Annotated in this window: 21 protein-coding genes; 8 read left to right on the top strand and 13 right to left on the bottom strand. The window is 57.2% G+C overall.

The genetic code is table 11. The annotated features are described in order from the left end of the window. Positions 1-178: 178 nt before the first annotated feature. Positions 179-1,081, bottom strand: a complete 903-nt coding sequence (locus KCX59_RS22500; RefSeq protein WP_179012595.1) for an NAD(P)H-binding protein — start codon at positions 1,079-1,081, stop codon at positions 179-181. Next, entirely contained in the window at positions 1,078-1,470 is a 393-nt protein-coding gene (locus tag KCX59_RS22495; protein ID WP_178993159.1) for a nuclear transport factor 2 family protein, read from the bottom strand. The genes KCX59_RS22500 and KCX59_RS22495 overlap by 4 nt, the downstream gene beginning before the upstream one ends. 311 nt (positions 1,471-1,781) lie before the next feature. Here KCX59_RS22495 and KCX59_RS22490 point away from each other — a divergent pair, with 311 nt between their 5' ends. The 7 genes from KCX59_RS22490 (at position 1,782) to KCX59_RS22460 (ending at position 10,412) form a co-directional block, all read left to right on the top strand. Next, a complete protein-coding gene (locus KCX59_RS22490; RefSeq protein ID WP_179016919.1) occupies positions 1,782-2,408 on the top strand; it encodes a PadR family transcriptional regulator in 627 nt (208 codons plus the stop codon). Between the two features lie 228 nt (positions 2,409-2,636). After that, positions 2,637-3,629 (top strand): ABC transporter substrate-binding protein, encoded by a 993-nt coding sequence (locus tag KCX59_RS22485; RefSeq protein WP_179012656.1) that lies wholly within the window; start codon positions 2,637-2,639, stop codon positions 3,627-3,629. A 333-nt stretch (positions 3,630-3,962) separates the two neighbouring features. Continuing rightward, complete coding sequence (locus KCX59_RS22480; RefSeq protein WP_178993161.1) at positions 3,963-4,706, top strand: GntR family transcriptional regulator; 744 nt, start codon at positions 3,963-3,965, stop codon at positions 4,704-4,706. Between the two features lie 1,030 nt (positions 4,707-5,736). Continuing rightward, positions 5,737-6,972 carry an FAD-dependent monooxygenase gene (locus KCX59_RS22475; protein ID WP_179016918.1) on the top strand — a complete coding sequence of 412 codons (1,236 nt, stop codon included), beginning with the start codon at positions 5,737-5,739 and terminating at the stop codon, positions 6,970-6,972. A 202-nt stretch (positions 6,973-7,174) separates the two neighbouring features. After that, a complete protein-coding gene (gene purU / locus KCX59_RS22470) occupies positions 7,175-8,104 on the top strand; it encodes a formyltetrahydrofolate deformylase (protein ID WP_179012598.1) in 930 nt (309 codons plus the stop codon). 132 nt (positions 8,105-8,236) lie between these two features. After that, positions 8,237-9,181, top strand: coding sequence for a bifunctional methylenetetrahydrofolate dehydrogenase/methenyltetrahydrofolate cyclohydrolase (locus KCX59_RS22465; protein ID WP_179016917.1), 945 nt, complete (start codon positions 8,237-8,239; stop codon positions 9,179-9,181). A gap of 100 nt (positions 9,182-9,281) precedes the next feature. Then, on the top strand, positions 9,282-10,412 hold the full coding sequence (locus KCX59_RS22460; protein ID WP_218643741.1) for a quinone oxidoreductase family protein: 1,131 nt from the start codon (positions 9,282-9,284) through the stop codon (positions 10,410-10,412). Positions 10,413-11,041: 629 nt separating this feature from the next. Here KCX59_RS22460 and KCX59_RS22455 read toward each other — a convergent pair. The 6 genes from KCX59_RS22455 to KCX59_RS22430 all read right to left on the bottom strand — a co-directional run bounded on the left by KCX59_RS22455 (position 11,042) and on the right by KCX59_RS22430 (position 16,869). Then, entirely contained in the window at positions 11,042-11,587 is a 546-nt protein-coding gene (locus KCX59_RS22455) for an HtaA domain-containing protein (RefSeq protein ID WP_179012601.1), read from the bottom strand. Positions 11,588-11,699: 112 nt separating this feature from the next. Continuing rightward, entirely contained in the window at positions 11,700-12,731 is a 1,032-nt protein-coding gene (locus KCX59_RS22450; RefSeq protein ID WP_179016916.1) for a cytochrome P450, read from the bottom strand. Positions 12,732-12,928: 197 nt separating this feature from the next. Further along, positions 12,929-14,161 carry an NAD(P)/FAD-dependent oxidoreductase gene (locus KCX59_RS22445; RefSeq protein WP_179016914.1) on the bottom strand — a complete coding sequence of 411 codons (1,233 nt, stop codon included), beginning with the start codon at positions 14,159-14,161 and terminating at the stop codon, positions 12,929-12,931. Beyond that, positions 14,161-14,490 carry a 2Fe-2S iron-sulfur cluster-binding protein gene (locus KCX59_RS22440; RefSeq protein ID WP_179012604.1) on the bottom strand — a complete coding sequence of 110 codons (330 nt, stop codon included), beginning with the start codon at positions 14,488-14,490 and terminating at the stop codon, positions 14,161-14,163. The genes KCX59_RS22445 and KCX59_RS22440 overlap by 1 nt, the downstream gene beginning before the upstream one ends. A 220-nt stretch (positions 14,491-14,710) precedes the next feature. Beyond that, positions 14,711-15,406, bottom strand: coding sequence for a class II aldolase/adducin family protein (locus KCX59_RS22435; protein ID WP_178993169.1), 696 nt, complete (start codon positions 15,404-15,406; stop codon positions 14,711-14,713). Positions 15,407-15,408: 2 nt separating this feature from the next. After that, complete coding sequence (locus tag KCX59_RS22430) at positions 15,409-16,869, bottom strand: aldehyde dehydrogenase family protein (protein WP_179012605.1); 1,461 nt, start codon at positions 16,867-16,869, stop codon at positions 15,409-15,411. 721 nt (positions 16,870-17,590) lie between these two features. Between KCX59_RS22430 and KCX59_RS22425 the strand changes: the two genes are divergently transcribed. Further along, positions 17,591-18,961: an MFS transporter gene (locus KCX59_RS22425; RefSeq protein ID WP_179016912.1), complete on the top strand. Its 1,371-nt coding sequence runs from the start codon at positions 17,591-17,593 to the stop codon at positions 18,959-18,961. Positions 18,962-19,886: 925 nt separating this feature from the next. Here the strand turns inward: KCX59_RS22425 and KCX59_RS22420 are convergent. The 5 genes from KCX59_RS22420 to KCX59_RS22400 form a co-directional block, all read right to left on the bottom strand. Continuing rightward, entirely contained in the window at positions 19,887-20,801 is a 915-nt protein-coding gene (locus tag KCX59_RS22420) for a fumarylacetoacetate hydrolase family protein (protein WP_179016910.1), read from the bottom strand. Positions 20,802-20,829: 28 nt separating this feature from the next. Beyond that, on the bottom strand, positions 20,830-21,741 hold the full coding sequence (locus KCX59_RS22415) for a VOC family protein (protein ID WP_178993173.1): 912 nt from the start codon (positions 21,739-21,741) through the stop codon (positions 20,830-20,832). Further along, complete coding sequence (locus tag KCX59_RS22410; protein WP_179012608.1) at positions 21,734-22,747, bottom strand: dihydrodipicolinate synthase family protein; 1,014 nt, start codon at positions 22,745-22,747, stop codon at positions 21,734-21,736. Before KCX59_RS22410 ends, KCX59_RS22415 begins: the two co-directional genes overlap by 8 nt. Beyond that, positions 22,744-23,901, bottom strand: a complete 1,158-nt coding sequence (locus KCX59_RS22405; RefSeq protein ID WP_178993175.1) for a cupin domain-containing protein — start codon at positions 23,899-23,901, stop codon at positions 22,744-22,746. Before KCX59_RS22405 ends, KCX59_RS22410 begins: the two co-directional genes overlap by 4 nt. A 136-nt stretch (positions 23,902-24,037) precedes the next feature. After that, positions 24,038-24,871 carry an aldo/keto reductase gene (locus KCX59_RS22400; RefSeq protein WP_179012610.1) on the bottom strand — a complete coding sequence of 278 codons (834 nt, stop codon included), beginning with the start codon at positions 24,869-24,871 and terminating at the stop codon, positions 24,038-24,040. Between the last annotated feature and the right edge of the window lie 38 nt (positions 24,872-24,909).

Genomic DNA, 24,909 nt, shown 5'->3' with positions numbered 1-24,909 from the left:
TGCTTTCCTCCGGGTTTGAGATTTCCTTGTCAGGGCTCCTCGTCCCAGAGGGAGCCTTCGAATGCTGTTAGCAGACGACTGTGTCTGCATTCGGGTTGTGAGAGTGGCCGGAAGCCGGGTCTACGCCGTGCCCTCTATGGCAGAAGTTTTCCGCCCCGTCGGTACCGGCGCGTGGATTCTACGACGAAGCGGTGAGTACTGGCGCGGCCGGAAACTTTGAAGCACGCGAGGCGGCCCAATCGGCATAGCTTCGGGGCGGTTTTCCCGTGATGCGCTCGACAGCGTCGGTCAGGCGGGCCGGCGCACCAATGGACTGTTCCGCATAGTTGAGCACCGTTTCTACGTGCTCCTCGGCAAGGCCGTTGGAATGCTGAACCGGGAAGGTTGCCAGCAATATGCCCCTGGCTTCCTCCCGGGTAAGTTCATGGAATTCAAGTTCGCGCCCGATGGCTTGGCCGATGACTCGTACTTTGTCCTTTTCAGTCATCGACTCAGGGCCGGTGCACTCGTAGACGGCTCCACGATGGGCAGGATCCATAAGCACGTTGGCGACAACCGCTGCGATATCCCGCTCGTCCACAGGTGCTGAATTCGCATCACCGTACGCTTGGCGAACGATGTTGCCCATACGTATCTGGGGGGCGATTTCGAAGAACGCGTTACTCATCAGCATGTTAGACCGAACATGCGTCCACCGGAGACCCGAAGCCTCGATCTGCAGCTCAAGCATTTTATGACGACGAGCAATAAAGCCAGGCTGCTTTTCAATGGGTAGATCGTCGCGGACCGGCATGGCAGACAACAGCACTATGTGCTCGACCCCGAGATCTTTGGCGTGCGCCAAAAGTTCAGATGGATCCCGGACGGCCGCTGGGTTGAGAAAGATTGCGTGAACACCTTCGAGGACCTTCCTGACGGAGGTGGGATCTTCCTTGAGGTCGGCGACTACTACCTCGACCTCTTCAGGAAGGTTCGAGGAGCCGACGTCTCGTGTCAGTGCCCTCACTGGCACATCCTGGGCCACAAGGATGTTGACGAGCTCCCGTCCGACGTTGCCGGTAGCACCCGTTACGAGGATCATGGCTTGGCCTCGCTCCCGGACGCGAGCAGAGCGCGTGCTGCCTCGAAGGGGGTGCGATCGAAGATGATCCTGATGTAGCTGATCTTGCCACCTGAGACCTCAAGGTACTCGGTTGTTGGTGCGTGAGCGACCAACTTCGTTTCGTTGTCATAGTGAACGAGCGCTGTATTCTCGTCACCGTGCGCAGCGATTAGGGAAGAACCGGTCAGGATTCCCAGGTACTCCTCAAGCACGCCCCGGTAGTCCTGGGCACCGACAACGTGCCCTGCCCGCGGAGCATCCACCACTAGGTCTTCGGACAGGAGGGCTACGGCGTCATCGATGCGCCCCTCCGTCCATGCGTTGTAGTAGGCAACAGCGACATTCGCTGCAGTTCCCTGATTCGGCATTCTGAAACTTCCTCTCGTACAAAAACGAAACGTGTGTTCCGTCTCACTGAGGAAACTGTGACGTAAGGCACTGCGGTAGACAATCCACTAAACGACGTCCTATCCAAAAAGCGATGAAACGCTGCATCCAGCCCATTTTCTAAGCACCCAAAGCATCCCAGCCGGTGGGTGAGGGCGGTGGCATCCGAGAGACTGGGCCTAGTCACCCACGCCTTCAGAGTGGGTGCTGACTAGAATGTCCCAATACCGATCCACCGAAGTCAGCGCTAACCATCTTGAAGCAACCGGAGGCAAAAGTCGTGTCACTTCGCATGGCCGTGCTTGCGATCCTGGAGGCCAAGCCGATGACAGGGTACGAACTTGCCAAGTTCTTCGATCACTCGATCGCCCACATCTGGCAGGCGAGTCATTCTCAGATATATCCCGAACTCAAGAAATTGGAGCGAGAGGGCCTCATCGAGGCGAAGCAACAGGCGCGCGGCAATCTTGCGACTAAAAGTGTCTATGCAGTAATGCCGGCGGGAGGCGATGAGCTAGAAAGATGGGCCAACCAAGTGGTGCCGCCACTTCACGAGCGGTCGCCGGAACTCCTGAAGGTCATGTATCAGGAATGGGCAAGCTATCAAGTCGCTGAACAACAGTTTGAAGCTCACCGGGTCTATTACCTGCAGCTGTACGTGAAATGGGCGGCACACGCTGAGGACCTACGTCTTGGCAATACGGACCTCATGAGGCACCGTCTCAAAGACGCTTCAGCTGAGGCCTCAGCTGCTGTGCTGGCTTACAAGGTACACGTCTATGAAGGACTACTGGAGCGTGCGCAAATGGAAATCGACTGGGCAACAAAAGGGATAGCCCTGGTGGAGAGACTCCTGGCTGAGGCCGGGACGCCGCCCGGCCATCGAGCCGCATCACCTTCCTCTGCACGCCGCCGCTAGCGTGCGTCATCACGACAAACTTCGGGGTTGAGACTGCCATTTTATGTAACTACTTACCTAAACTTTGACATAAGTTTGGCAGCTATATAGCCTCGTCAAACTACCGGCTCCCACCGATCCAGGGCCGCCGCGCCAAGGAGAACGCAAATGATTACACCCTCGTCCATCAGTGCCTTCGCACAGATTCCTTATTCCCAACCCGCAACTCGAACATCTTCCGATGTGGCCGTGGGAAGGGTTCCGCTGACTCTTGCCTGCGGCGATTACGATCGAACCTGGGCGTTGCGGACAGGATCCGTGCAAATTCCCGGCGTTGCCCTCACCTATCTGCCTTTAAAGGTCGAAGAGACCTTTTTCCGCATGGTCAGTTACAGGGAATTCGATGTGGCCGAACTCTCGCTGTCCACCTACCTCCTGACGCTTAGTCAAGAGACTCCCCCATTTGTGGCCATCCCGGTGTTTCCCTCTCGCATGTTCCGGCACAGCGGCATCTACATCAACACACAATCTGGCATCAGCAGCCCATCGGACCTGTCGGGCAAAGTCGTCGGAGTCCCGGAGTACCAAGTAACCGCCGCTGTATGGATCAGGGGGATTCTTGAAGAACATTATGGTGTCCCTGTGGATTCAGTGCGTTACAGAACCGGAGGGCTTCACGAGACAGGTCGAGTCGAGAAGTTCCCGCTTCGTCCCGGTACTACTACGGAAATCCGCCCCATCGGGCCTGAGGAGACGCTGTCTCAACTGCTCGTGGACGGGGAGATCGATGCTCTCTATAGTCCCCGCACGCCGCAGCCCTTTGTCGACAATCACCCCAACATAGCCCGCCTTTTTCCCGACAGCGGCGCCCAAGAGGCTGACTACTTCCGGTCAACGGGCATTTTCCCGATCATGCACGTAGTGGTCATCCGTCGGGAAGTCTATGAAGCCAACCGCTGGATCGCCCGATCCCTCCAGAATGCTTTTGAAGAATCAAAGCGCGTGGCTGCTGCTGACATCGACCAGACCGTGGCCCTGGGTTTTATGCTTCCGTGGCTGCATGACGAAGTCGCGAGAACACGCTCCATAATGGGTTCCAACTGGTGGCCCTATGGAGTCGGAGAGAACTCAACTACGCTGTCGACATTCCTCCGCTATTCCTTCGCTCAGGGGTTAGCCGACAGACTATGGGAGCCCGAGCAGATATTTGCACCGGAATGTCTCAACGAAGTCAGGATCTAGTTTGGAGACTCTCGCTCATACGACGCTTAAGAGGTCGGTTCACGCCGACTTATAGGTCCTCGCGCTCAATGTCTCCTGGCTCAACTGACCAATAGAAGATCCCGACAAACTCTCACTCAAGCCTCGGAGGCGGACAGTGTTGTTAGGTTGAATGCCACTTCACGCAGCACCTTGATGCGCCTGGGGAAGGCTGTCCAAAGGACGTGAACCTCAGGTAGTGCAACCGGGCCTTTGCAGACACGGGGGAGCGTGATACGAGGGCCGTGAGGGCAGCAGTCCGAAGTGTGTAAACTTTGACCAGGTAGCGTGGCTCCAAGATTAAGGCGGTGTGGGATGTCAGTGCGTGCTGAAACGGCCTATGAGGACCTTGTCGTTCCGAAATTCACAAAAACCCGGGATCTAAGCGTGCAGGTCCATGCATTTCTGCGTCACCTGATCATAGACGAGGTACTGAAGCCCGGCTCCACGCTCAATCAAGCCAACCTCGCCCGAAAATTGGCCGTAAGCCGGATACCGATGAGGGAAGCGTTTCGCATGCTTCAACAGGAGGGCCTTATAGATGTTCAAAAGGATCAGAGGGCCACTATACGTTCGCTCAGCGCGAGTGAACTAGATAACCTTTATGGCACCCGGATCGTGCTGGAAAGTCTCGCAGTCCGCGTAACTGCCGGGAGATTGACCGACGCCGAAGTGCAGCAGGGACGCCGGCTGTTGGAGGAGATGAACGAGGCGCTCACCAGAGCTGATGTGGACACCTGGGTGGAGGCGCACAGATTATTCCATGCAACATGCACGGCCCGGGCGGAAGACCCCTTGTCCCAGTTGATCCAATCACTATCCGAGCGGACCGAACGCTACGTCCGTTTCGCCCAAGCAGCTCATCCTGACGCATTTTCTATGGCACAGGCAGAACATGAGGCAATTCTTGACGCTCTGATCTCCGGCGAGAGAGAAAAGGCGGGTGAGTTGATGGGGGAGCACCTGTCCCATACAGCGAGCCGGGTACTACCCGACTTGGACGAAAACAGTGAAGGCACAACGTTCCACGAGGCGCAGAGAATGGCCGCTAGATCATGATTGTTGCGTTCTCACATGAGTTGGAACGTTCGTAAGTGGACCACGGGCCGGATGCCGGAATTGCTCCACTGAGATGAGCTTAGGAGACTCCATGCCCGGAGCGACTAGCAGGGCTCCCAAAACCTTTGGTCGTGTCAAGGCCAGATGTCGGTGCCAAAGTCCTACCAAAGGCGTGGTTCGGATCTCGATCGCGCACGGTCCATCTGCGCGGCTTATGTCTCGACTTTGACCGGCCCTCTGAATCAGCGGCTCGACCTCGGCGCAGGTATTGAGGTGGAGACCTTCTAGACAAGTCTGACCGGACAGCCCTTGGTTCCCGTACCCGCTCTCCGAGAGTCTGTTGGCACCTGGTACTCGCGAGATGCTTGCCCGAATGCTGGGATGGCTTGTCAGTATCCATCCCCATACGCGAAAGCTTCACTTCGGGGACGTATTTCGTCTCGCGACGTCTGGGCTGCATTTGGTGAACGATCCCATACAAGGCCAGAAGCGAAAGCACGGCGTCTGAGCGCCGATGATGGCGAATTCGACCAATGAATTGACGGTGCGGCAATCGATCGACTGAGTGAGGCTATGCGTGCAGTGCCTACGATTCTGAGGGCGCCGTCCAGCGCCGGGCGGCGCTGAACGAACAGGTCCAAGACTCACAATTCCGTTGAGATTGTTCCCATCTGCCGTAAGGTCTGCTATAAAGTGTATGCACGTAGAGAACAAAAGTCGTTCGTTAATGATCAGGTGTCAGCCAGCCGCGACGATGCGGACGGGCGTCAAACCGCAAGAGCGGAGCGAGGGAGGGACGATGGCGAACCAGCGTTCGTACTGGCTGCATCCATGCAAGCGACCTCCCGTGAGCAAACTCTGCCAGTACATGATTCCAACAGGACTTTTCGTCGCGTCTGCCTCCTGCGGCAGTTGCCTTCCGGCGAGCCGCGGAGAGGCACCCTGTCACCCGTCCTCCCGCCCCTCGACCAAGGGCAGCCATTCACACGCCGTACAGGTGTTGCAAACAACCTAAAGAGAGTTGAAAACAATGAGTGATACGACCTTATCCGTGGGCATCGTTGGCGGCGGTCTTGCGGGGCTGGCCACTGCGGTGGGGTTGACCCGAGAGGGTCACAACGTGGAGATTTTTGAGCAGGCCCCGGCGCTCGGTGAAGTGGGCGCAGGAATCAACATCAGTACCCAGGCGACGAAAGCCCTCATCGGCCTAGGCCTGGGCGACGAGCTTGCGAAAATCGGTAACGTCGTTACCGGACAAACAATGAAATCGATGTACAGCGGTGAGCAAATCACAGAGACCCGCTTTTCCGGTGATCCTTCTTCCGGCGGTCGCTTTTCAGCTCCCTACTACGTGTTTCACAGGGCCGATCTTCTGGGCCTCCTGGCCGATGCCGCCGGCTCAAACCGGATCAATCTTGGACATCGGCTAGCGAGCCTCTCCGAGCATGACGACCACGTGACCCTGAACTTTGAGAACGGAAGCCAACGAAAGTTCGACATCGTTATTGGTGCAGACGGCATTCGGTCTCGCGTGCGCCAGGAGCTATATGGGGTAGACGAGGCCACTTTCACTGGACAAATGGTTTGGCGAGCCCTCCTCAATGGAAACGATTTTCCTAAAGACATTCTTGGGCCCCACGGCTTCACCGGCTGGGTCGGACGCGGCCGCCACATGATGGTCTACCACCTTCGAGGTAGCGATTTGATAAACATCGTCACCCAAAACGATTCGGATTCATGGGTTGAAGAGGGCTGGTCAGTCCCTGGCGATGCGGAAGACATGCGGGCAACGTTCCCTGACGTCGAGCCCGTCCTCCAGCAACTTCTGGCTCGCGTAACCTCCTGCACGAAGTACGGGCTATTTGGCCGGAACCCCTCAAAGGACTGGGGCAGGGGCCGAATTCAAATTATCGGAGACGCGGCCCACCCAATGCTTCCCAATGCTGGACAGGGTGCGGCACAAGCTTTCGAGGACGCCTACGTCCTTACCAAATGGCTGGATGTAGGACGGGATAATCCACAGTCGGCTCTCTCCAGCTTCCGGGAGGTCCGCATACCACGCGCCCAAGCCATCCAACGGCAGTCCCTGCTTAACAGCAAGGTACTCCATGCCGGCGACTGGGAGAAGCGCCAAGCCGCGTTCAAGGAACGCGAAAAAAAGGGAGATACAAACCTCGGGTTGGGATGGATCTTGGACTACGAGCCCGAAGAAGAGTGGTCCCAGGTTCGAACCTACCCACTCTCCGTGGAGGAACCTGCGGCTTAGTTCCAAAGGTAGGTGTCTGCGCTGCCCTGCTCCAGAAAGGTCCAGCGCGGACTGAAGTACTTCGAGCCCTGACAACAGGACCTAGCTTCAGGGCCGGTACCCAATGAACCCGCGGACGAGGCTCCCAGACGGGAGTCGACAAGGATCCAGGGCTGAGACAGTCCGACCGCGGCCAGAGCCGCCATCACATCGGAGTAAAACCATGAGCATTGAAACTACAGCGGAACCGACTTTGGCGCCTCCCAGAAGCGTCACTGGCGAACAACAAAAACGCGGTCTGCTCCACGACCACGCCAGCCTTATCGTCTACGGGCCCGATAAACCTGGGATTGTAGCTGCCGTTACTGCCCTTATTACACGAAACAAGGGCAACATAGTTTCGCTTGACCAGTACACGGACGACCCGACCGGAGGAGCCTTCTTCCAGAGAGTGGTCTTCCACTGCCGCGACCTTAAAGTAGCGATGACTGAAATTGAAAACGATTTGGAAACTACTTTGGGGGCATTGGGCCTCACTTGGAAACTAACAGACCAATCCATCCCGAAGCGCATGGGCATCTTGGCATCGACGTCTGACCACTGCCTGTTGGATCTCCTCTGGCGACATCGGAGGGGAGAACTACCTGTCACCATCCCAATGGTCATCTCAAATCACTCCAATGCCGCCGACGACGTACGCTCCTTTGGCGTCCCTTTCTTCCATGTCCCTTCCTCGGGTACCGATAAATCAGCTGCGGAAGCGCAAATCGTCAAACTCCTCGCGGAAAACGTTGATTTTATCGTACTGGCGCGCTACATGCAGATCCTCTCACCGGATTTCCTCAAGAACGTGGGAGTCCCAGTTATTAACATCCACCATTCCTTCCTGCCAGCATTCATTGGCGCCGCTCCCTACAAAAAGGCCAAGGCCCGGGGGGTAAAACTTATCGGTGCAACGTCCCACTACGTCACCGAGGAATTGGACGAGGGTCCAATCATTGAGCAGGACGTCGTCCGTGTCACGCACGCGGAATCAGCAGCGGATCTCCAACGCAGGGGCGCCGATGTAGAGCGCGCAGTACTTTCGCGGGCCGTTCTTTGGCACGCCGAAGACCGCGTAATTCGCCATCAAAACCAAACCATCGTCTTCTGAGGCACTGCCCAGGATGTTCAGGATCAAAATGACAACAGACTTAGCCGAGGACCACCGGGAACCTGACTCGCCTCCTTTTAGGGAGGATCAATCGAGGTTTTCTCGGCTCCCGTCGGCGGCAGGGAAAGCAACATGACACCCCAACTAGTTGGGAGCCCCACATCTGATGGTGGAACCGGCCTGGCATCCGTCCTCGACGGCAGGGCCTGCGCAGCCGTCATCAAGTCCGAGCTCTCAGGCCGTGTGACCGCACTGCGGGATGGTGACGTAAAGGTTGGTCTGGCGACTGTTCTAGTGGGAGCAGACCCAGCCAGTCAGTCATATGTTGCGGCAAAGCACCGGGACTGCTCGGAAGTCGGAATCGAATCCATCCGTTGTGACCTGCCTGCGTCGATCACTCAGACGGAATTAGAGGACGTGCTGGATGAGCTCAACACGAACCCGGCCGTTGACGGGTACATCGTACAACTCCCATTGCCGCCGCATCTGGATCAAAACTCGATCTTGGAACGAATCTCCCCAGACAAGGATGCCGACGGTCTTCATCCGACCAATCTTGGAAAACTTGTCCTCGATGTTTCTGGGGAATCTGATTCTCCGCTTCCGTGCACTCCCAATGCCATTGTCGAGCTCCTTGGAAGGCACGAAATCTCCTTGGACGGACTCGAAGTCCTTGTTGTCGGCCGGGGGATAACTGTTGGCCGCCCTCTGGGGCTCCTGTTGACGCGCCGTTCGATAAACGCAACGGTTACTCTCGCTCACACAGGTACCAAGGACCTTCCGTCTTTGATCAGTCGTGCCGACGTGGTCATAGCCGCCGCTGGAGTACCGGGCCTAATCAGAGCAAACGACGTTAAACCTGGTGCAATCGTCCTGGACGTCGGCGTCTCGCGGACAATTGACGCAGACACCGGAAAAGCCCGGCTGAACGGAGACGTTTCGCCTGAGACGATAAGGGTCGCGAGCTGGGTTGCCCCCAACCCCGGCGGGGTAGGCCCTATGACTCGCGCGATGCTCCTGGCAAACGTCGTAGACAGTGCGGAACGAAAGGCGGCTGTTTCGCAGCTGGCTCGCTGACCGCCCCTGCCCGTATCCCCGTCAGGGAAGAGCGACCGGAGAGCCGATCGCTGGCGAGCCCATTGACGAGAGCACTTGATCAAGGCAAAGGAAAGTCCAAATGAACACAGTCCTTCCAACTAATAGTCCCGACACCGGGAATTGGCCCGATGTTGTCCCAGTTCCGGATTTCATGAGCGCCGTCGTTTTTCACCGTTTTGGCCCCCCCGACGTCCTTGAAGTGCAGTCAATGCCGGTGCCTGAGATCAGCCCCAGGGAAGTACTGGTAAGGGTAGCTGCAGTGGGGGTGGGCAGACTGCTTGACCTTGTCGCTAGGGCAGGGAAACACCCCTATGCAAAGTTCAATCTCCCGCACATTTTAGGAGCCGAACATGCAGGGACAGTGGTAGCCATCGGCTCGGAAGTTGAGGGCGACGTCTGCGGAACCATTGGGAGCGTTAGGGTCGGCGATCGTGTGGCGGTCTACCCTGGCGTGTCCTCTGCAGATGACGTCGACGCGCAAGAGGGACGTTCGGAGTTTTCTCCTGCCCTGAGCATCATCGGCACCCATCGTCCCGGCGCCTACGCTGAGTATTGCGCCGTCCCCGCTTCCAACGTCTTCGTCGTACCTCCCGGCATGTCGCCGGCCGACGCAGTGGCCGTCATCAACGGCGGCGCCGTTGCCATGAATCAATTCGAAAAGGTCGGCGGAATCCGACCCGGACAACGAGTTCTTGTACAGGGAGCATCAAGTGCGCTGGGTTCGACAACGGCTCTGCTGGCAAAACATCTCGGCGCAGAAGTTATTGCAACCTCGCGGAGCTCTTCCAAGAGGAAACGTTTGCGAGAACTCGGGCTTGAAACACTTGACGTTAGCGACGGTTCCTTCGCTGAAGACGTGAGAGAACGCTTTGGTGACGGTGGAGCGAATCTGGTTGTGGACAACCTGGGCCAACCCGAAATTTGGCAAAAGAACTTCGAAGTCTTGGCTTCCGGAGGGTCTGTGGTCACCTCCGGCGCTTTCCTAGGGCGGGAAGTCACGATCAATTTGCAGCAACTGTACTCGAGAAATCAACGAATAGTTGGTGTCCGGACCGGCAACCTCGAGTCAGCTGCCAAAGTGTGGCAAGAAGCAAGCAGAGGCTTCCGTTCCGTTGTCGACCGCAGCTTCCCCTTCGCCCAAGCATCGGAAGCTCATCGATACATAGAGAACGGCGGAAATGTCGGACGGGTGCAGTTGGCTGTGGGCTGATGTCTCCTTGGACCAGCATCCCAATACTAGCCTTTGACCCAAAAGTACGGGGGCTAGTGCCATCACGCCCAGTGAACCCTTCGGAGATGACTGGGTCGGCCCTTTAAACCGAAAGCTCACGCCAACAAAGAACTGACAACCGCAACCCGCCCTGACAGTACACCGGGCCCTCGGAGGTCCTCAACGGCTCGCTATCAGAGCAACCCCTCTGCCTGCGGACAGCACGCCGTTTGACCCGGCGCTGGCGTGCCATTGTCTACGAGCTACGGCGTCCGCGCTTCCATTAGGAGCGTGCCGTCCAACGACACCGAAACAGGCCCCCGCAGAATGTCGTCATGGACATCGCTCATGAGGTCTGTTTTCTCCAGCTCTCCCGTATCAGGACACCTGAGGCGTAGGCAGCCCGACGGCATCGACTAGCATCGGATTGGTTCAAACTCCTGCGCAGCGATGCCCGCGATTGCTGGCGGCCGGTAACCCTGGCAAGCGCACAGCGCAGCGGCTAGGCCGGGATTGACGGCGTCATCGATCCCCACCGGCTTCTTAATTCAAATTTCGGCTCGCGCTCCTGGCGGGTCGGCGCACTGCCGGCACTTGGCTATGGGAACAGAGAACGGAAGAACGGTGAGTCAGCTCCGGTTCGTGCTCGACGCCTCGTGGGCCGAGGCCCTCGAGGAGTTCCATTCGGGCTTGTAGGTGTACACAACCGGATCCAGTCCTTCCCCTGCGGCGTAGGATCCTCCAAAGACAGTGACCGCTGATGTCATGAGGTAAGTAGATGCCCGAACTACCATTACATCTGGACGCGCATGCGTGACGTTGAATGGGACCAATTTGGCCAACGGAATACGGGAATTAGGCTGCATCGGGTTCGCAATTGTAAGGGTCGTTTCTCCGTTGTTGTTCTCAATCCAAGGATTCAGAACAACAACGGATAGCATTCCGGAATATCCGGTGAACTGAACATGGCCACGGTACCTGAGCGGCCCTGGAAACCTATCAGCTTCGCGGCCCACGGGTGGGCTTGTGTCGAGCGCGAAGTGATACAGGCCCTCGGACGTTAGGGTCGCCCCGTCTCCTACGTACTGCTGGCAGTCAGGAATCCTTGAAACATACCTCAAAAAGCTCTGCCGGATTCCCCAGAGGAGTCCTGGCTCGGGTGCATTTTCAGACATTTGTTACTTCCGCTAGTCTCCGTGGCAGCTTGACGGTTGGCCGTCAGCCGTCCCTTCCTCCTCCCTCTCGAATGCTGAAGGGAGTGGCGGGGTCTTTCCCGGTTGAAGTGTTCTATTGCAAAAAGCGGATGGGAAGTCTCGAAGGACCAAGGTGATGGCCGCCTTCAAGGTGGGAAAAACTGGGTTCTCCCGCCAGCTCAAAGGTGGGAAGTTCGCGCAGTTCGGAGAGCAGGGTTCGCATTTCCATTCTTGCAAGGCCGGCGCCCACGCATCCGTGGATTCCCCAGCCAAATGACAGATGCACCATATCGGACCGGTCCGGGTTGAACGATTCAGGATCTTCGAAGCGGTCGGGGTCGCGATTGCCGGCCGCGTAGGCGAGCAGCACTCGGTCACCCTGGTTCAGGGTCGTATCCCGGACCGTGATGGTTCTCGTGAGTTTTCGTCCAAACAACTGTGCAGGAGCACGAAGCCTAAGGCTTTCCTCCACCACGGCAGGAATGATTCCGGGTTCGGTGCGTATCCGCTGTTGCAGAGAGGGATCGAGGGCCAGCTGGTAAATGAGGTTGCCCACAGCATGCAGCGTTGTCTCATGGCCGGCCACAGCCAGCGACACCAGGACGTTCAGTGCTTCGTCTTCTGCGACCGGCCGTCCGTCCATGGTTGCTTCGTCGTGAAGCCAACCCAGGAAGTTATCCTGGCCAGAATTCTTTTCGTATTCTTCTTTCATTAGCGCGTACAGGGGGGCCCTGGCAAGCTGCATAGGTTCTTGGCTGATGCGCTCCCAGGATGCTTCGGTCAGCGACCTTAATTTCCCCACGGATTCGTTCGACATTCCTGTCAGCTTGGACAGCATCCACAGCGGAAGCGGAAGAGCAAGTTCGGCAACAAAGTCGGCCTGCCCGTTAGCGACTAGACGGGTGAGTCTGCTGCGAATGAAGTCCTTGACGTCTGGCTCAAGCGATTTGACGACCTTGGGTTTCAGCGCGTGAAAGAAGAGTGCTCGGTACTGTCCGTGTTCCGGTTCATCGAAGTCGATGGCCGCCGCCGGTTTGCTCTTGTTCATTGGAATCAGGTGCGCCGATGCGGAAGAGAAGGTCTCAGGCGTTGAACCCGCCGCTACGATGTCTTCAAACTTGGTCATCACCCAGAACCCCCCATGTTCCTGGGAGTAAGTAAGGGGTGATTCCGCGAGCAACTCCCGGTATCGCGTCCAGATTTGGTCGTAGTCCAAGGAAGCGTCATGGTGATCGAAGGACGCGAATCTATTGGTTGCATCGGTTTTTTCTGTTGCGGGTCCCATGAGATCTCCTTCTTTTCGTGGGGACGAACTGGTGTGGGTCACTTGGCGATCAGTGATTTGAGAGGGAAGTTCGAATCTGCGGCCTGGTCGTGAGTGGGGCTGACCCGCGCGGCCAGTAGTTTGCGGGCTTGTATGTGATCCGCCGGCTTTCCGATCGAGTCCACAGCCAGCAGCTTCTCGTCCTGGTAGCAGAAGACGCTGAATTTCCCTTCGGCTACGTCCCCTCTGACGATGTAATCGGTGGCCCCCGCATTTATCCCGGCAATTTGCAGCTTTAGGGCGCCTTGGTCGCTCCAGAACCACGGGATTGCCTCGTATTTTCTTGGACGGCCCGCAATGGTGGCTGCGACGGCACGTCCATGGTCCGTTGCATTCTGTACTGACTCAAGCCTCATCAATTCATTGGTTCGCGAGCTCTTGTAGCGGGCACAGTCTCCTATGGCGAAAATTGCAGGGTCGCTGGTACGTAGGAACTCGTCCACCAATATTCCTCGATCAACATCGAGTCCTGCTGATTTGGCTAGTTCGGTGCGAGGGAGAGCGCCGATCCCGACGATCACAGTGTCCGCCGCGTGCACGTTTCCCGAATCGTCTTTGACGGCAGTGACGTGACCGTCTTCCCCGACGATCTCAGAAACTGACGTCCCGTGAAGGAACCTGGCACCGGAGCTGCGGTGCCAGGAGTCAACAAAATCCGCTGTGGGTTGCGAGGCAACTCTTGCGAGAACGCCGCTGTCCAGATTCAGGACGACGGGGGAGTGCCCGAGCTTGTAAGTCGCCACAGCGCATTCCAAACCGATGAATCCGGCACCGATAATCACGACGTTCTCTGAGTTCGTCAGTGCCTCAGCCAGCGATTTTGCATCGTTGGCGTCGGCGAGTCGGTGGACGCCTTGGAGTTCGGCGCCGGGGACATCCAAGCCACGCGGCACCGAACCGGTAGCAAAAATAAGGTACTCATACTCCAGGAGCATTGGGAGCCCGCGGCTGAGCACCTCCGCCGTGCGGGTGGTCCTGTCAATCGTCAGTACTTTGGAGTCCGTAAGGACTCTGATGTCGGCCAACTTGTAAAATTCCGAAGATCTGATGACCAGTTGATCAAGGGTTGCCAAGCCCAGCAGGTAGTCTTTTGACAACGGCGGCCGCTCGTATGGGAGCCCGACGAATGTATCGATAACGGTGATGGGACCGGTGTAGCCCTCGTCCCTTAGGGATGTGGCGCAGCTGATGCCCGCGTGTCCGCCACCAATGACTATGCAGCCGGCGCTCATCAGTATTGGGTCTCGGGTACGTAGACAGTGAGCTCTTCGACGGGCACAGTCGAACAAAACAGCTGGCATGACAGACGCGAGTGTTCCGTCCGTTCTGTGGCCACGCCTTCGAGCATCTCGTCTTCCTGGTCGCTAATGGGAGGCAGGCTGTCGGCTATGTCCTCATCAACGTATACGTGGCATGTTGCACACTGCATAACGCCGCCGCATTCACCGATAATTCCTTTGACCCTGTTGTTGACTGCAGCCTTCATCACGGATTGAGCATCGTCCGGTATTTCCAACTGCTGGCTACTGTCGTCTCTTTGCTTGTAAGTAACCCTTAACATTGCAAGTCCTTTCGCTTGTTTTGGGATTGTGTGTTGCTGTTTTCCTGGACTTTGTGGGTCGTTTCTGGTTCGCCCGCCTAAGCGCAGTGCCGGTCTCGGTGTTCCAAGGGTTCGGGACGGCGTTGGCCGGATCTGCTCAGGCCAAGTTGCCAGGATGATGCCTTGCAGAAGACTCAGAACATAGGGGCATGCTCGCAGGATCTGGTCGACGTGGTGGCTGCTAAGCCGACTGCCGAACAAGATAGTCCCACGCTTGGCGGATTGCCGGAGGAGAATATATGTGCTCTAGCTTCGCCAATGACTCGTCAGCGTCGGACCAGGACGGCGAACCGCCGTACTGCACAGTAAGTAGCTGTTGTGCGCATGCCCGGTCCAGAATGACCGCTGCGAAGGTTGCTGTCTGGAGGTCCGGTCCCACGCAAACGACACCGTGGTTTACAAGGAACAGCGCTGAGGCTTTACCTAGTGCGTTTGCAACGCTCTTCCCGAGCTCACGTGTGAGGATGAGATCAGCCGTTTCTTCATACCTGGGAACTCCCAGCGGGGCAAAGTAGTTGGCTTCGTGGCTAACCGGAAGAAGCGGGGAACCGCTTGCAGCGAGTGCGACTGCGAATCGGCTGTGAACGTGTACAACGGCGCCTACGTCACTACGTGCTTCCAAGATTTCCGTGTGGATTGGATACTCGCTGTGGCGTTGTCCGCCGCCCTCAAGTACTTCACCCTCAGGAGAAACAAGGTGAACTCTGTCCTTGGATATTTCTTCAAGGCCGAAGGACGCCTGCTTAAGCCAGGCTCCGCGGCCTTCTGGATCCCGAACCGATACGTGACCCCAAATGAGGTCACCGCTTCCGTTCGCTGCTAGAACCTGTGAGGACTGTCCTATGAGAGTCCGGATATGTTCAATTTCTTCGCTCATTGTTAGTCCTCGATATTGATGTGAACGTTTTTGGCCTGAGTGTAGGAAAGAAGCTCTTCCAAGCCTTCTTCCCGGCCGATGCCGCTGTCTTTGACTCCTCCGAAACCGGTCCCAGCAACGTGGCGTGATACTTCGTTCACCCACACGTAGCCGGCCTCCACATCCCGGGCGAAACGGGTTGTAGTCTTCAAACTCTCGGAGAAGACGCTCGCCGTAAGTCCAAAGCGCACTCCATTGGCTATCGATAGTGCGTTGTCGTAGTCAGTGAAGGGCATCGTGGCGAGGATTGGGCCGAAGACTTCTTCCTGCGCGAGCCGGGAAGAAGGATCGACGTTCTTAAAGACTGTCGGCCGGACGAAGTAGCCATGGGCAAAATCGCCTTCATTGAGAACGTGACCTCCTGCAACAACGGTTGCGCCGTCTTCGACACCCACCCGGAGGTAGCGCGACACTTTGTCGAATTGGAGTTGGTTCACGATTGCACCAGTTTGCGTGCTTTCCTCGTCGGGCATCCCCGAGCGCATTTTTTCCACTGAAGCCGCGAGTGCTTCGACGAAGTCGTTGTAGATGTCCTGCTGTACGATCAACCGCGATGTGGAGCCGCAGGATTGGCCTTGCCAGGAGAAGTTCATCCCCCGTTGGGCCGCTTCGATCGCCTTGTCAATGTCGGCGTCGGAAAATACAACAAGGGGGTTTTTCCCTCCCAATTCGAGAGTGATAGTTTTGAGGGTAACCGACGCTGCTGTTGCCTGAATATGACGGCCCGTCTCAGCCGATCCGGTGAAGGCCATCCGTCGGATTCCGGGGTGCCGCACCATGGCATCTCCAGCAGTGTTGCCATATCCGGTAACGACGTTGAAGACACCGTCGGGGAAGACCCCTTTGGAAAGCTCCGCCAGTCGAAGCGCTGAGAGCGACGTGTATTCGCTGGGCTTGACGATTACGGTGTTGCCCGCCGCGATGGGTGCGGCGATCTTGGAGGCCGCGAACATGAGCGGGTGGTTGAATGGAACGATTCGTCCCACTACTCCGTACGGCTGCAAAAGCGTGTAGTTGAGTCTGTTCCACGTGGTGGGGATGGTTTCGCCTTTTGCTTCCAAGACAAGTCCTGCGTAGTAGCGGATTTGGCTGACGGCCGCGGCAGCATCCTTACGCATTTCTCGAATCGGACTGCCGTTCTCAGCAACGTCCAGTGCAGACAGTTCCTCAGCATGTTCCTCCACTACCGTTGCAAATGCGAGGAGGGCTTCGGCGCGTTCCTCGGGGCTTGTGCGTCGCCATAGTTTGAAGGCCGCAGATGCCTCAGCGACGGCCAGGTCTACGTCCTCGACGGTGGCATTCGGGATTCTGGCAATAATCTGACCCGTGGCTGGATTGACGGTGTCGATAGTCTCACCGTTTGATGCAACCCTGGAAACGCCGCCGATGGTCATCGGAACGGTGTCTAAACTGACGGTGATCATAACTGCTCCTTTGTCGGAATTAATTTGTGGGAATTAATCCAATGTCTGTACTTTGGGTGTCTTCCTGCCAGGCTTCAGTGCATCAGGACTTACCCCGGCAATGCGGGGCGGGCTTGCCCGGCGACCCGATTCCCTTGGTCAGTGTCCGGCGTTTCTTCTCTACTGAGCATCCCGAGTCAAGAGACTGACGTTGCCGCGCCGTTTCGGGAATCCGCCGTGATTCTCAGAATGGCCGACAAACCCTCATGACCCAAAGCTTTTCTGCCTGTCAGAACCAACGCCGCCACCCTGCCAAACCATGGGTCCCGGCCTGGCGGTGAGGACTAATAAGAATTTGAACCAAGTGGCCGAAAACACTTGTGCACTGACTTGACAGCATGCTATGAAGTGTATACACACGTAGCCGCCGAGCACAACTGCATATGAAGAAGACCCGGTTTTGACCCCAAGGAGACCCAAGAGCCCCCAAACGCGTAGGCACGAAAGATCTTATTTTGGAACCGGGTCAGTATCGAAGAAGATCGTTCACTTCCAGTTGGCGACCAGCGCGCTGCGAGTCGAAGCCCCGCCACCGATCTCGGGTTCAGCACCTTCCCGGACTTCCGGAAATTGCAAATTCGACAAGGCCTCGGTTCAAAGTCCTGAGACTGGTAGCGGAAAGCTTCTCCATCCTTGGACGTTCGCCCTGAACGTCCAGACAGTAGCCATTGAAAGGTTTTCCATGAGCACCGATTCTCCCCCAAGGACAAGTCTTCAGGACTTCATTGATTCAGCTCCCCTCAGTCGCCGGCAACGAATGATCGTCCTGCTGCTGATGATCGTCATGCTGGCTGAAGGCATGGACTACACGGTCATCGCTCAGATTTTTCCGCGTCTGATTCAGGAGTGGGGGACTCCTGTATCAACGATCACGACCATTGTTGTGGCCTCAAGTGTGACCGTCGGCATCGGCTCGATTGTGGCCGGTCCGCTTGCATACCGACTAGGACGTAAGAACGTCGTGATAGCTTCTGTTGCTGTTTTCAGCGTATGCACCGCTGCGATTGGTTTGGCTCAGAGCATTGAGGTCTTCATGCTTTTCCGCATCGTTTCCTGTTTGGGTATCGGTGCGATCGTGGTGTGCGGCATGACCGCCGTCGCCGATCTGGTCCCTAAGCCCAGACGGGCACAAATGATGACCCTCGCGTTTACCGGCGTTAACCTGGGCGGCATTGTTGGCGGATTTCTTGCTGCCGCGATTATCCCCAAAGCCGGCTGGCCAATGCTTGCGATGGTTGCCGGAGCAGTCGGCCTTGTTTTGATACCGTTTATCGTCGCTGTCATCCCGGAATCTCCGCAGATGCTGATAGCGCGAGGGAAGTCCCCGGAGCTGATCAGAAAATCTCTGGGAATCGTAGTACCAGGGCGCGACTCGTCCGATGTAGAACTAGCACTGCCGAAGACCGAAACTGGTGATAAGAAGAACCTAGGTGCGCTCTTTGTTCGCCGTCTCTTGCCGCAGACCATGGTGATTTGGTTCCTATATCTGATGGTCTACGGCGTCCACACAATCGTCCTGCAGTACCTTCCCACACTGCTGCAGCAACCCACTCCCGGCTTCACGCCCGCTCAGAGTGGACTGGCTTTCGTAACACTTTGCGTTGGTGGCCTCATCGGCGGTGTTGTGACGTCATTCGTCCTAAAGCGAGCGGACCAATTCTTCACTCTGGCAGTCGTCTTCGCTGGCGTCGTGACATTTGCCCTCGTCATAGGACTCGCCGGTTTCAATGTCACCGGATACTTCACCGTGCTTTTCCTCTTCGGCATGTTCGTCTTCGTCCCTGGCACTGTGATCGGCGCCATCGTCGTGCAAATTTATCCGGCCACTCTCCGGGATCCTGGAATGGGAGCCGCAATGGGTGCTGGCAGGGTGGGTCAGCTCCTTGGCGGTCTGGCAGGCGGCGTCATGATCGGGGCCGGTTTCGGGCTTTCGGGTGTGTTCATTGCGCTCAGCCTTCCAATCATCCTGGCCATAGCTACGGTCCTAGGGCTCCGAGGGCTTAGCCGTCGGCTCCAGGCGGAGGATCGAATGCCGGAGCACATAACAACCTAGCAAGGCAGCCGCGGGCAGAACAGAACGAGCTGGAGTGCCGTTCTGCCCGCGGCTGTTTGGGGGAAGAGCCCGTTAGGTTTTGCGGCCTTTAGGCGACTGGGGACCGCTGATTAATCGCTCCACAGCCTTGTTGAAGGCGTAACAGGGGTCGGCAGCCGCCGAACTGAGGTAGACAACCCATTGACCCAACATGGAATTGCTGACGCAGCGCGGAACCAGGTCAGTTTTTCCTAGACGAAGCAGTGACAACAAATGCCTGCTGGCCAGCGGCGGGGTCTATATTGTCGCTGGCCAGGAACGGCACTATGAGGTTCTAGCAGCGCTCTCTTGAAGCAGAGAGCGGGTCCAGCCGCCCCTAGGCAGGGGAGTTGCCGTGCCGCCGAAGACTGGCAGCCGGTAATGAACGCGATTCAAGGAATTGAAGTTACTTCGCCTCAGATTTTTGTCAGAGTTGGCGCTGACGGCCTCATAAAGTTTTACTCGTTCCCGTTTCCTTTGCCGGCCCGAGCGAGTTCGCCAGGTCTGTCAGGTGAGCTCCAGGACCTGTAGGCTCCGCCGCGGGCTAGTCTCAGCGCCATCATCAGGTCGGTGGGTCAACGTCACTCTAAGAAAGTGAAACGTGCCTTGCGTTACTGCGGAAGCAGCGGGATGAACACTGTTCCGTGCCGGGCCGGGCGGTCTCTACGAGTACGGCTGATTCGCGACGGTTGACCGTTTTTGCTTGGTGCCCGCCTTCTGCAGCATAAAGAAGCCTGGGTTTGGTGAGCAACAAGAGGCCGCACCAACAATGACGAAGGTACACTTCAGCATGCGGGCAACCAAGGGCTTGAGGGGCAATGAATAAAAGGTGAACACCCCGGTTAGAGCTGGGGTGTTCACCTTTTGTCGCAGGCCCGGTTCTAGCGTTGGATTGGAACGGAGCGGCTCAGAGTTGAGCTAGCGATCGGTTTCGGAGACTGACGCGGTTCTCCAGACGACCCAGGCCTTCAATCTCGACGCTTATCACGTCGCCTGGAGCTAGGAATTCGCCTCGAGGCATCCCGACTCCTGCCGGGGTACCCGTAAGAATGAGGTCGCCCGGCTCGAGTGTCATATGACGGCTGGCGGCAGCGATAAGTTCCGGGATCCCGGCAATGAGATTCGAAGTGCTCGAATCCTGTTTTGTCTGCCCGTTCACTGCGAGTGTGATACGGAGGTTTTGGGGTTCCCCGACGAGCCATGCAGGTACAATTCCCGGTCCGATGGGGCAGGAACCGTCGAAGGCTTTGTGGGCAAACCAGTCCCAAGCGAATGCGGGAGCCATGGGGTCGCCGCGGTGAAACAGCCCACGGGCGGATACGTCGTTGGCAACGACGTATCCGGCCACGTGCTCCATGGCGTGGGCTGCATCGATCCCTTGGCAACGATCTGCGATCACAACGCCAAGTTCTGCCTCGAAGTCGAGTTTGACCCCCTCGCCTTCGGGAAAGAGAATATCGCTTCCCGTCCCAACAATTGTGGTGGAGGGAGGTTTTAGGAAGAAGAACGGCTCGGAGGGTACGGATGGGACAGTTCCGCCCATTTCCTGTACGTGATCGGAGTAGTTGGCCCCGGCACAAACAATCTTGCGGGGGTAGGTCAGTGGGGCGATGAGCTCAGTCTCCGTGAGAGTTTGAAGCGAATGAACATCCAGATTGCGCAGTTTTGCTTCCCATTGCCTCCACTCGTCAAGTAACTGGGCCGCGTTTTCCGGCCAGCTCGCGGGAAGGGCATGTACGGCGTCCTCGAAAAGGACACCAAGATGCGTGGAATCGGATTCGCTGCGACGGTACTGAATCAGCGACCAGTGTGGTGAGCGCATACGTCTACTTTCTTAGGTTTGAGGAGAGCTAGCGCTGCATCATGTCTGGGTTGATGGGACCCCAGCTGTTCATGGAAGCGATATCTACATCCCAGGTCTTGGGATACTGAGGGTGGTCGGTGTGCCAGGGGCGTGGCTCGAAATAGCCGGCCGCTTCGTCAACGATGGTGTCAAGTTGGGTGAAAAGTTCTACGACGTTTCCGTCGGGATCCTTGTGATAGGTGAAGACATTGTGTCCGGGACCATGCCGGCCGGGTCCCCATTCAAGTTGCCGCTGGTTCGCGGAGAGGTGATCAAGGAGCGTCTGAAGATGGTTGAGATCGCGCATTTCATAGGCAATGTGGTGCATTCCACGTCGAGTCTGTGACGCCATAAAGTTGGCGGCGTGGTGGTCTGCATTGCAGCGGAGGAAGACAAAGAAGTCGCCGATAGTGTCTGACCATTTGAAGCCAAGCAGGTCTTGGTAGAAAGCCTGTGTTGGCCCCAGATCATCTGTAAAAGCAGCCACATGTCCAAGTTTCGTCGGACGCACCGGGCTGTTTGCCGGAGCAGAACCGTGTTCCTGTGTGTTGTACAGGTGAATGGGCGTTCCCGATCGGGGCTCCTCGATGATGAGTACACGAGGGGTCCCGGGAGCGATGTCGGACCGGGACTCTACCTCGTAGCCTGCGCTACGTAAACGCTTTTCAGCGCTTTCCAGGTCTTGAGCTATTTCGTAGCCGACGATGTTCCTCGGGCGAAGGCCACCTTTGGTGAGCACGATGGAGTGGTGCTCAAAAGTCGTAGTCAGATACGACTCCGTATCGGTTTTTTCGACCAGTTTGAAATCAAGTGTCTTGGTGTAGTAATCGGTCAGTCGCTCGAGGTCGGGTGTTTCAAATCCCACATAACCCAACTTTGACACCGTGACCGGAGACTCGGTGCGGTTCGTTTCAGACATGTTCAGCACTTCCTTGGGATGGGGTTAGAGCGTATTTGCTGCTGAGAGAGGCCCAACGGCGTCCGACTTCTGCTCCGCCGTCGAGATACTCCTGGGGAGCGGTTGAATACGGATGACGTGCTGGACCCGGGGTAATGTAGCCAGCAGCCTCAAATTCCGCGCGGTCAATCTGAATGCTGTACGGCATGAACTTCGTTATGTCGCCATTTGGGAAAAGTGTCTCGCTGGCCCACATAATGTCATCATGCACAGCCTTTGCTGTCTGCCAATCGCTGGCGCCAATTGCGCTTCGAAGGGCTATGACAGGTTCCGGGCCGCAGGCGACGTCTCCGCTCCATGCTGCAGGAACCTGCCCTGGAAAGGCCTCGAGTGTCGGAAGCCAATTGTCCGCGGTAGGCAACAGCGCGAATTGACCCTTGACGGCGGCGAGGTCATTGGCGTACGCGTCGTTGCCGGGCAACGCTCCAAGATGCTTTGAAGCGACAATCTGTTTGATGCCAGCGAGACCGCCGTAGGCCTCAGAGGAAATTTTGCCTTTGAATACGCCCGTGTTGTCGTAGATGACCAGGGCCGCATGCGGGATGGCCTCTGCAATGGCTGCGTGATACGAAACAAGTTGCTTATCGTCCAGGGGGAGCCACATAGGGCGCCCAACGAACAACCCCGCGGCCCCGAGGTCCATCAGTGCTCGGCCTCGGGTGATGGTGTCACGGGTGTTCGGTGTTGACGCCCCGCAAAAGACGGGGATCCTGTGATCCACAGCGCGGAGCACGGCGTCGTTAAAGGCCAGAAGTTCGTCATAGGTAAGGGTTGCAACTTCACCGAAGGTTCCATTGGTCAGCAACACATCGACGCCGGAGTCAACGATGCGTTCAACCATGCGAATTGTTTCATCCAGGTCCACGGTGTCGGTGGCAAAAGGGCTGTCGGAGCCCGGTTTGGACGGAGTCGGGAGGATACCGACGATGCCGGTGATGTCGGCTGAAGTTACGGTCGGAGTGCTCACAGTTCATCCTGATCGTAGAAGGCGCCGTGCCGGTAAATTGGCTTCAACGGTGCTGTTGGATTGGCGGGGGAGGAGGCAGCATTCAGAATTGCTTCGGGTTCCTCATATAGAAGCCCGAATGCTTCCAAAGCCGGAATGTCGTGCATCGAAAAGAGCAGAACCGGTTCAGTGGCCGATTTGTTGGTCCACCGGAAGTTGGTCCAGTTGGGCAACACGATTGTGTCTCCAGCCGCGAAAGTGATGCTTTCATCATCGGTTTCGAACGTTCCTTCGCCCGCAATGACGTAGGTGATGGCGCTCGAACTACGGCGGTGGGTCTTGCCATCAAAACCGGGCCCCAGCCGTTGAATCCAGCAATCCATAGTCGGCATGGTCGGTCCGCCGTTGGCCGGATTGGCGTAGCGCAACGCCAAGCCGTCATAGGGATTTCCTGCATCGGGCTCGTACATGTCCAGACGCGTCTTTACTTCGCTCCAGGGGTACCGGACGGGCAGCCGACCGGACCTGCCCCGTTCCCAGGTAGGGCGGAGCCAATGGCTCCGAGTCCCGATGCCCTCGCTGGTGCCTTCCCGAAGTTTTTGGCTGTCTTCGCCATAGGGCTCGTAGTAGACGGCACCCATGGCAAGCAGCAGGCCGATGTCGAGTCCGTCGAGCCAGACAACGTCTTGATCGCTGGGGTTGTGGTGGTCATGCCAGGAGAACCGCGGAGTGATGAGCAGGTCGAAGTCTTCCATGGCGAGCTTCTCACCGTCTACTGCCGTGTAAGCCTCTGGATGACCCTTCGTTACAAAACGGACCGCGCCCATGGTGTGCCGGTGGGACCAGCACACTTCGCCAGATTTTACGAGCTGGAATCCGGCAGAAATGGTATGCGTCGTGGCCGCGGCACGGCCGCTCATGCCGGGATTGATGAAGGTGAGGTGACGGCGGGCAGTGTCCACCGGGCCCAGGGCAACGGTCGCTTCCTCAAGAGCTGTCTCGACATCTTTCCAGTGCCAACGGAAGGGGATCCCTGCAGGACGGGGCCCACCGATTGCGCGCAAGAGGTGCTCCTCCGCGATCCACTGGCCTTGGAGGTTCTTTTGGGCGGCGCGCTGATTGAAGGCTTCCAACGGACTTAGTTCAGTTTCCTGGCTGGTGTTGAGGGAATTCATGGTCGTCTCCTTCGACGCTAAGTGAATACACTACGTTCTGAAGTGTATGTTCTTCCTGACCCGCGGGCAAGGGCTGCTCGGACCGACAGAAACAGCCGGCGCCTTTGCACGGCAGCGCGTCCTGGATCACCTGGTTTCAGTGGCCATTTTCTGGCGAGTCTGAGTCACGGGCTGCGTCCTCTCCCTTGGCCATTGAATCGAGCACAGTCAGATGGTCGGGGGCGAGTTCGAAGTCGAGAATGTTGAGGTTCTGCTGCAGCTTCTCGATTGTGGACGCCCGGGGGACTGGCACTGCACGCTGTTCGATGTGCCATCGTAGGAGAATCTGCCCAGGGGTGCGACCCAGTTCGTCGGCGATCTTCAGCACTCGGTCGTCCTGAAGCAGGGGAGTGCCGCGGCCAAGAGGACTCCATCCTTCTGTAAGGATGCCTTGTGCGGCGTGGAATTTTCGGGGTTCCGTGCGTGGGAGGTCAACGCTCATTTGAATTTGGTTCACGTCCGGAACGTGTTCCGTGGCGGCAATGATGCGCTCGAGGTGGGAGGTCTTGAAATTTGAAACCCCGATAGCTGCGATCTCTCCGGACTGCAGTAATTGGACGAGGCCTTCCCATGCCTCCACGTAGCGGTCCTGCCACGGAACCGGCCAATGGATCAGGAATAGATCGAGATAGTCCAGTCCGGTCCGTCGGAGACTTTCTTCGTAGGCTCGCCGCACGCCGTGTTGACTGTGATCTTCCTTATTGAATTTACTGGTCACGAACAGCTCTTCGCGTGAAACGGACGAGCTGCGGATCGCGCGTCCGACGGCTTCTTCGTTGCCGTATTTATGCGAGGTATCGATCAGCCGGTAGCCGAGACCAAGAGCCTGGTCAACGATGGATTCGCATTGTTTCCCCACGAAAGGCCATGTACCAAGCCCAATGCGTGGAATGGCGGCGCCGTGGATCAGTGGGAGGCGGGTTGAAGTCATCGGAGTTCTCCGTTCAGGGGGAAACGGCGCTCCTGTCG

The organism is Paenarthrobacter nitroguajacolicus (genome assembly GCF_051027655.1).
GTDB lineage: Bacteria > Actinomycetota > Actinomycetes > Actinomycetales > Micrococcaceae > Arthrobacter > Arthrobacter nitroguajacolicus.
The sequence above is the reverse complement of the archived record's forward strand: the minus strand, read 5'-3'. Positions and strand labels throughout refer to the sequence as shown.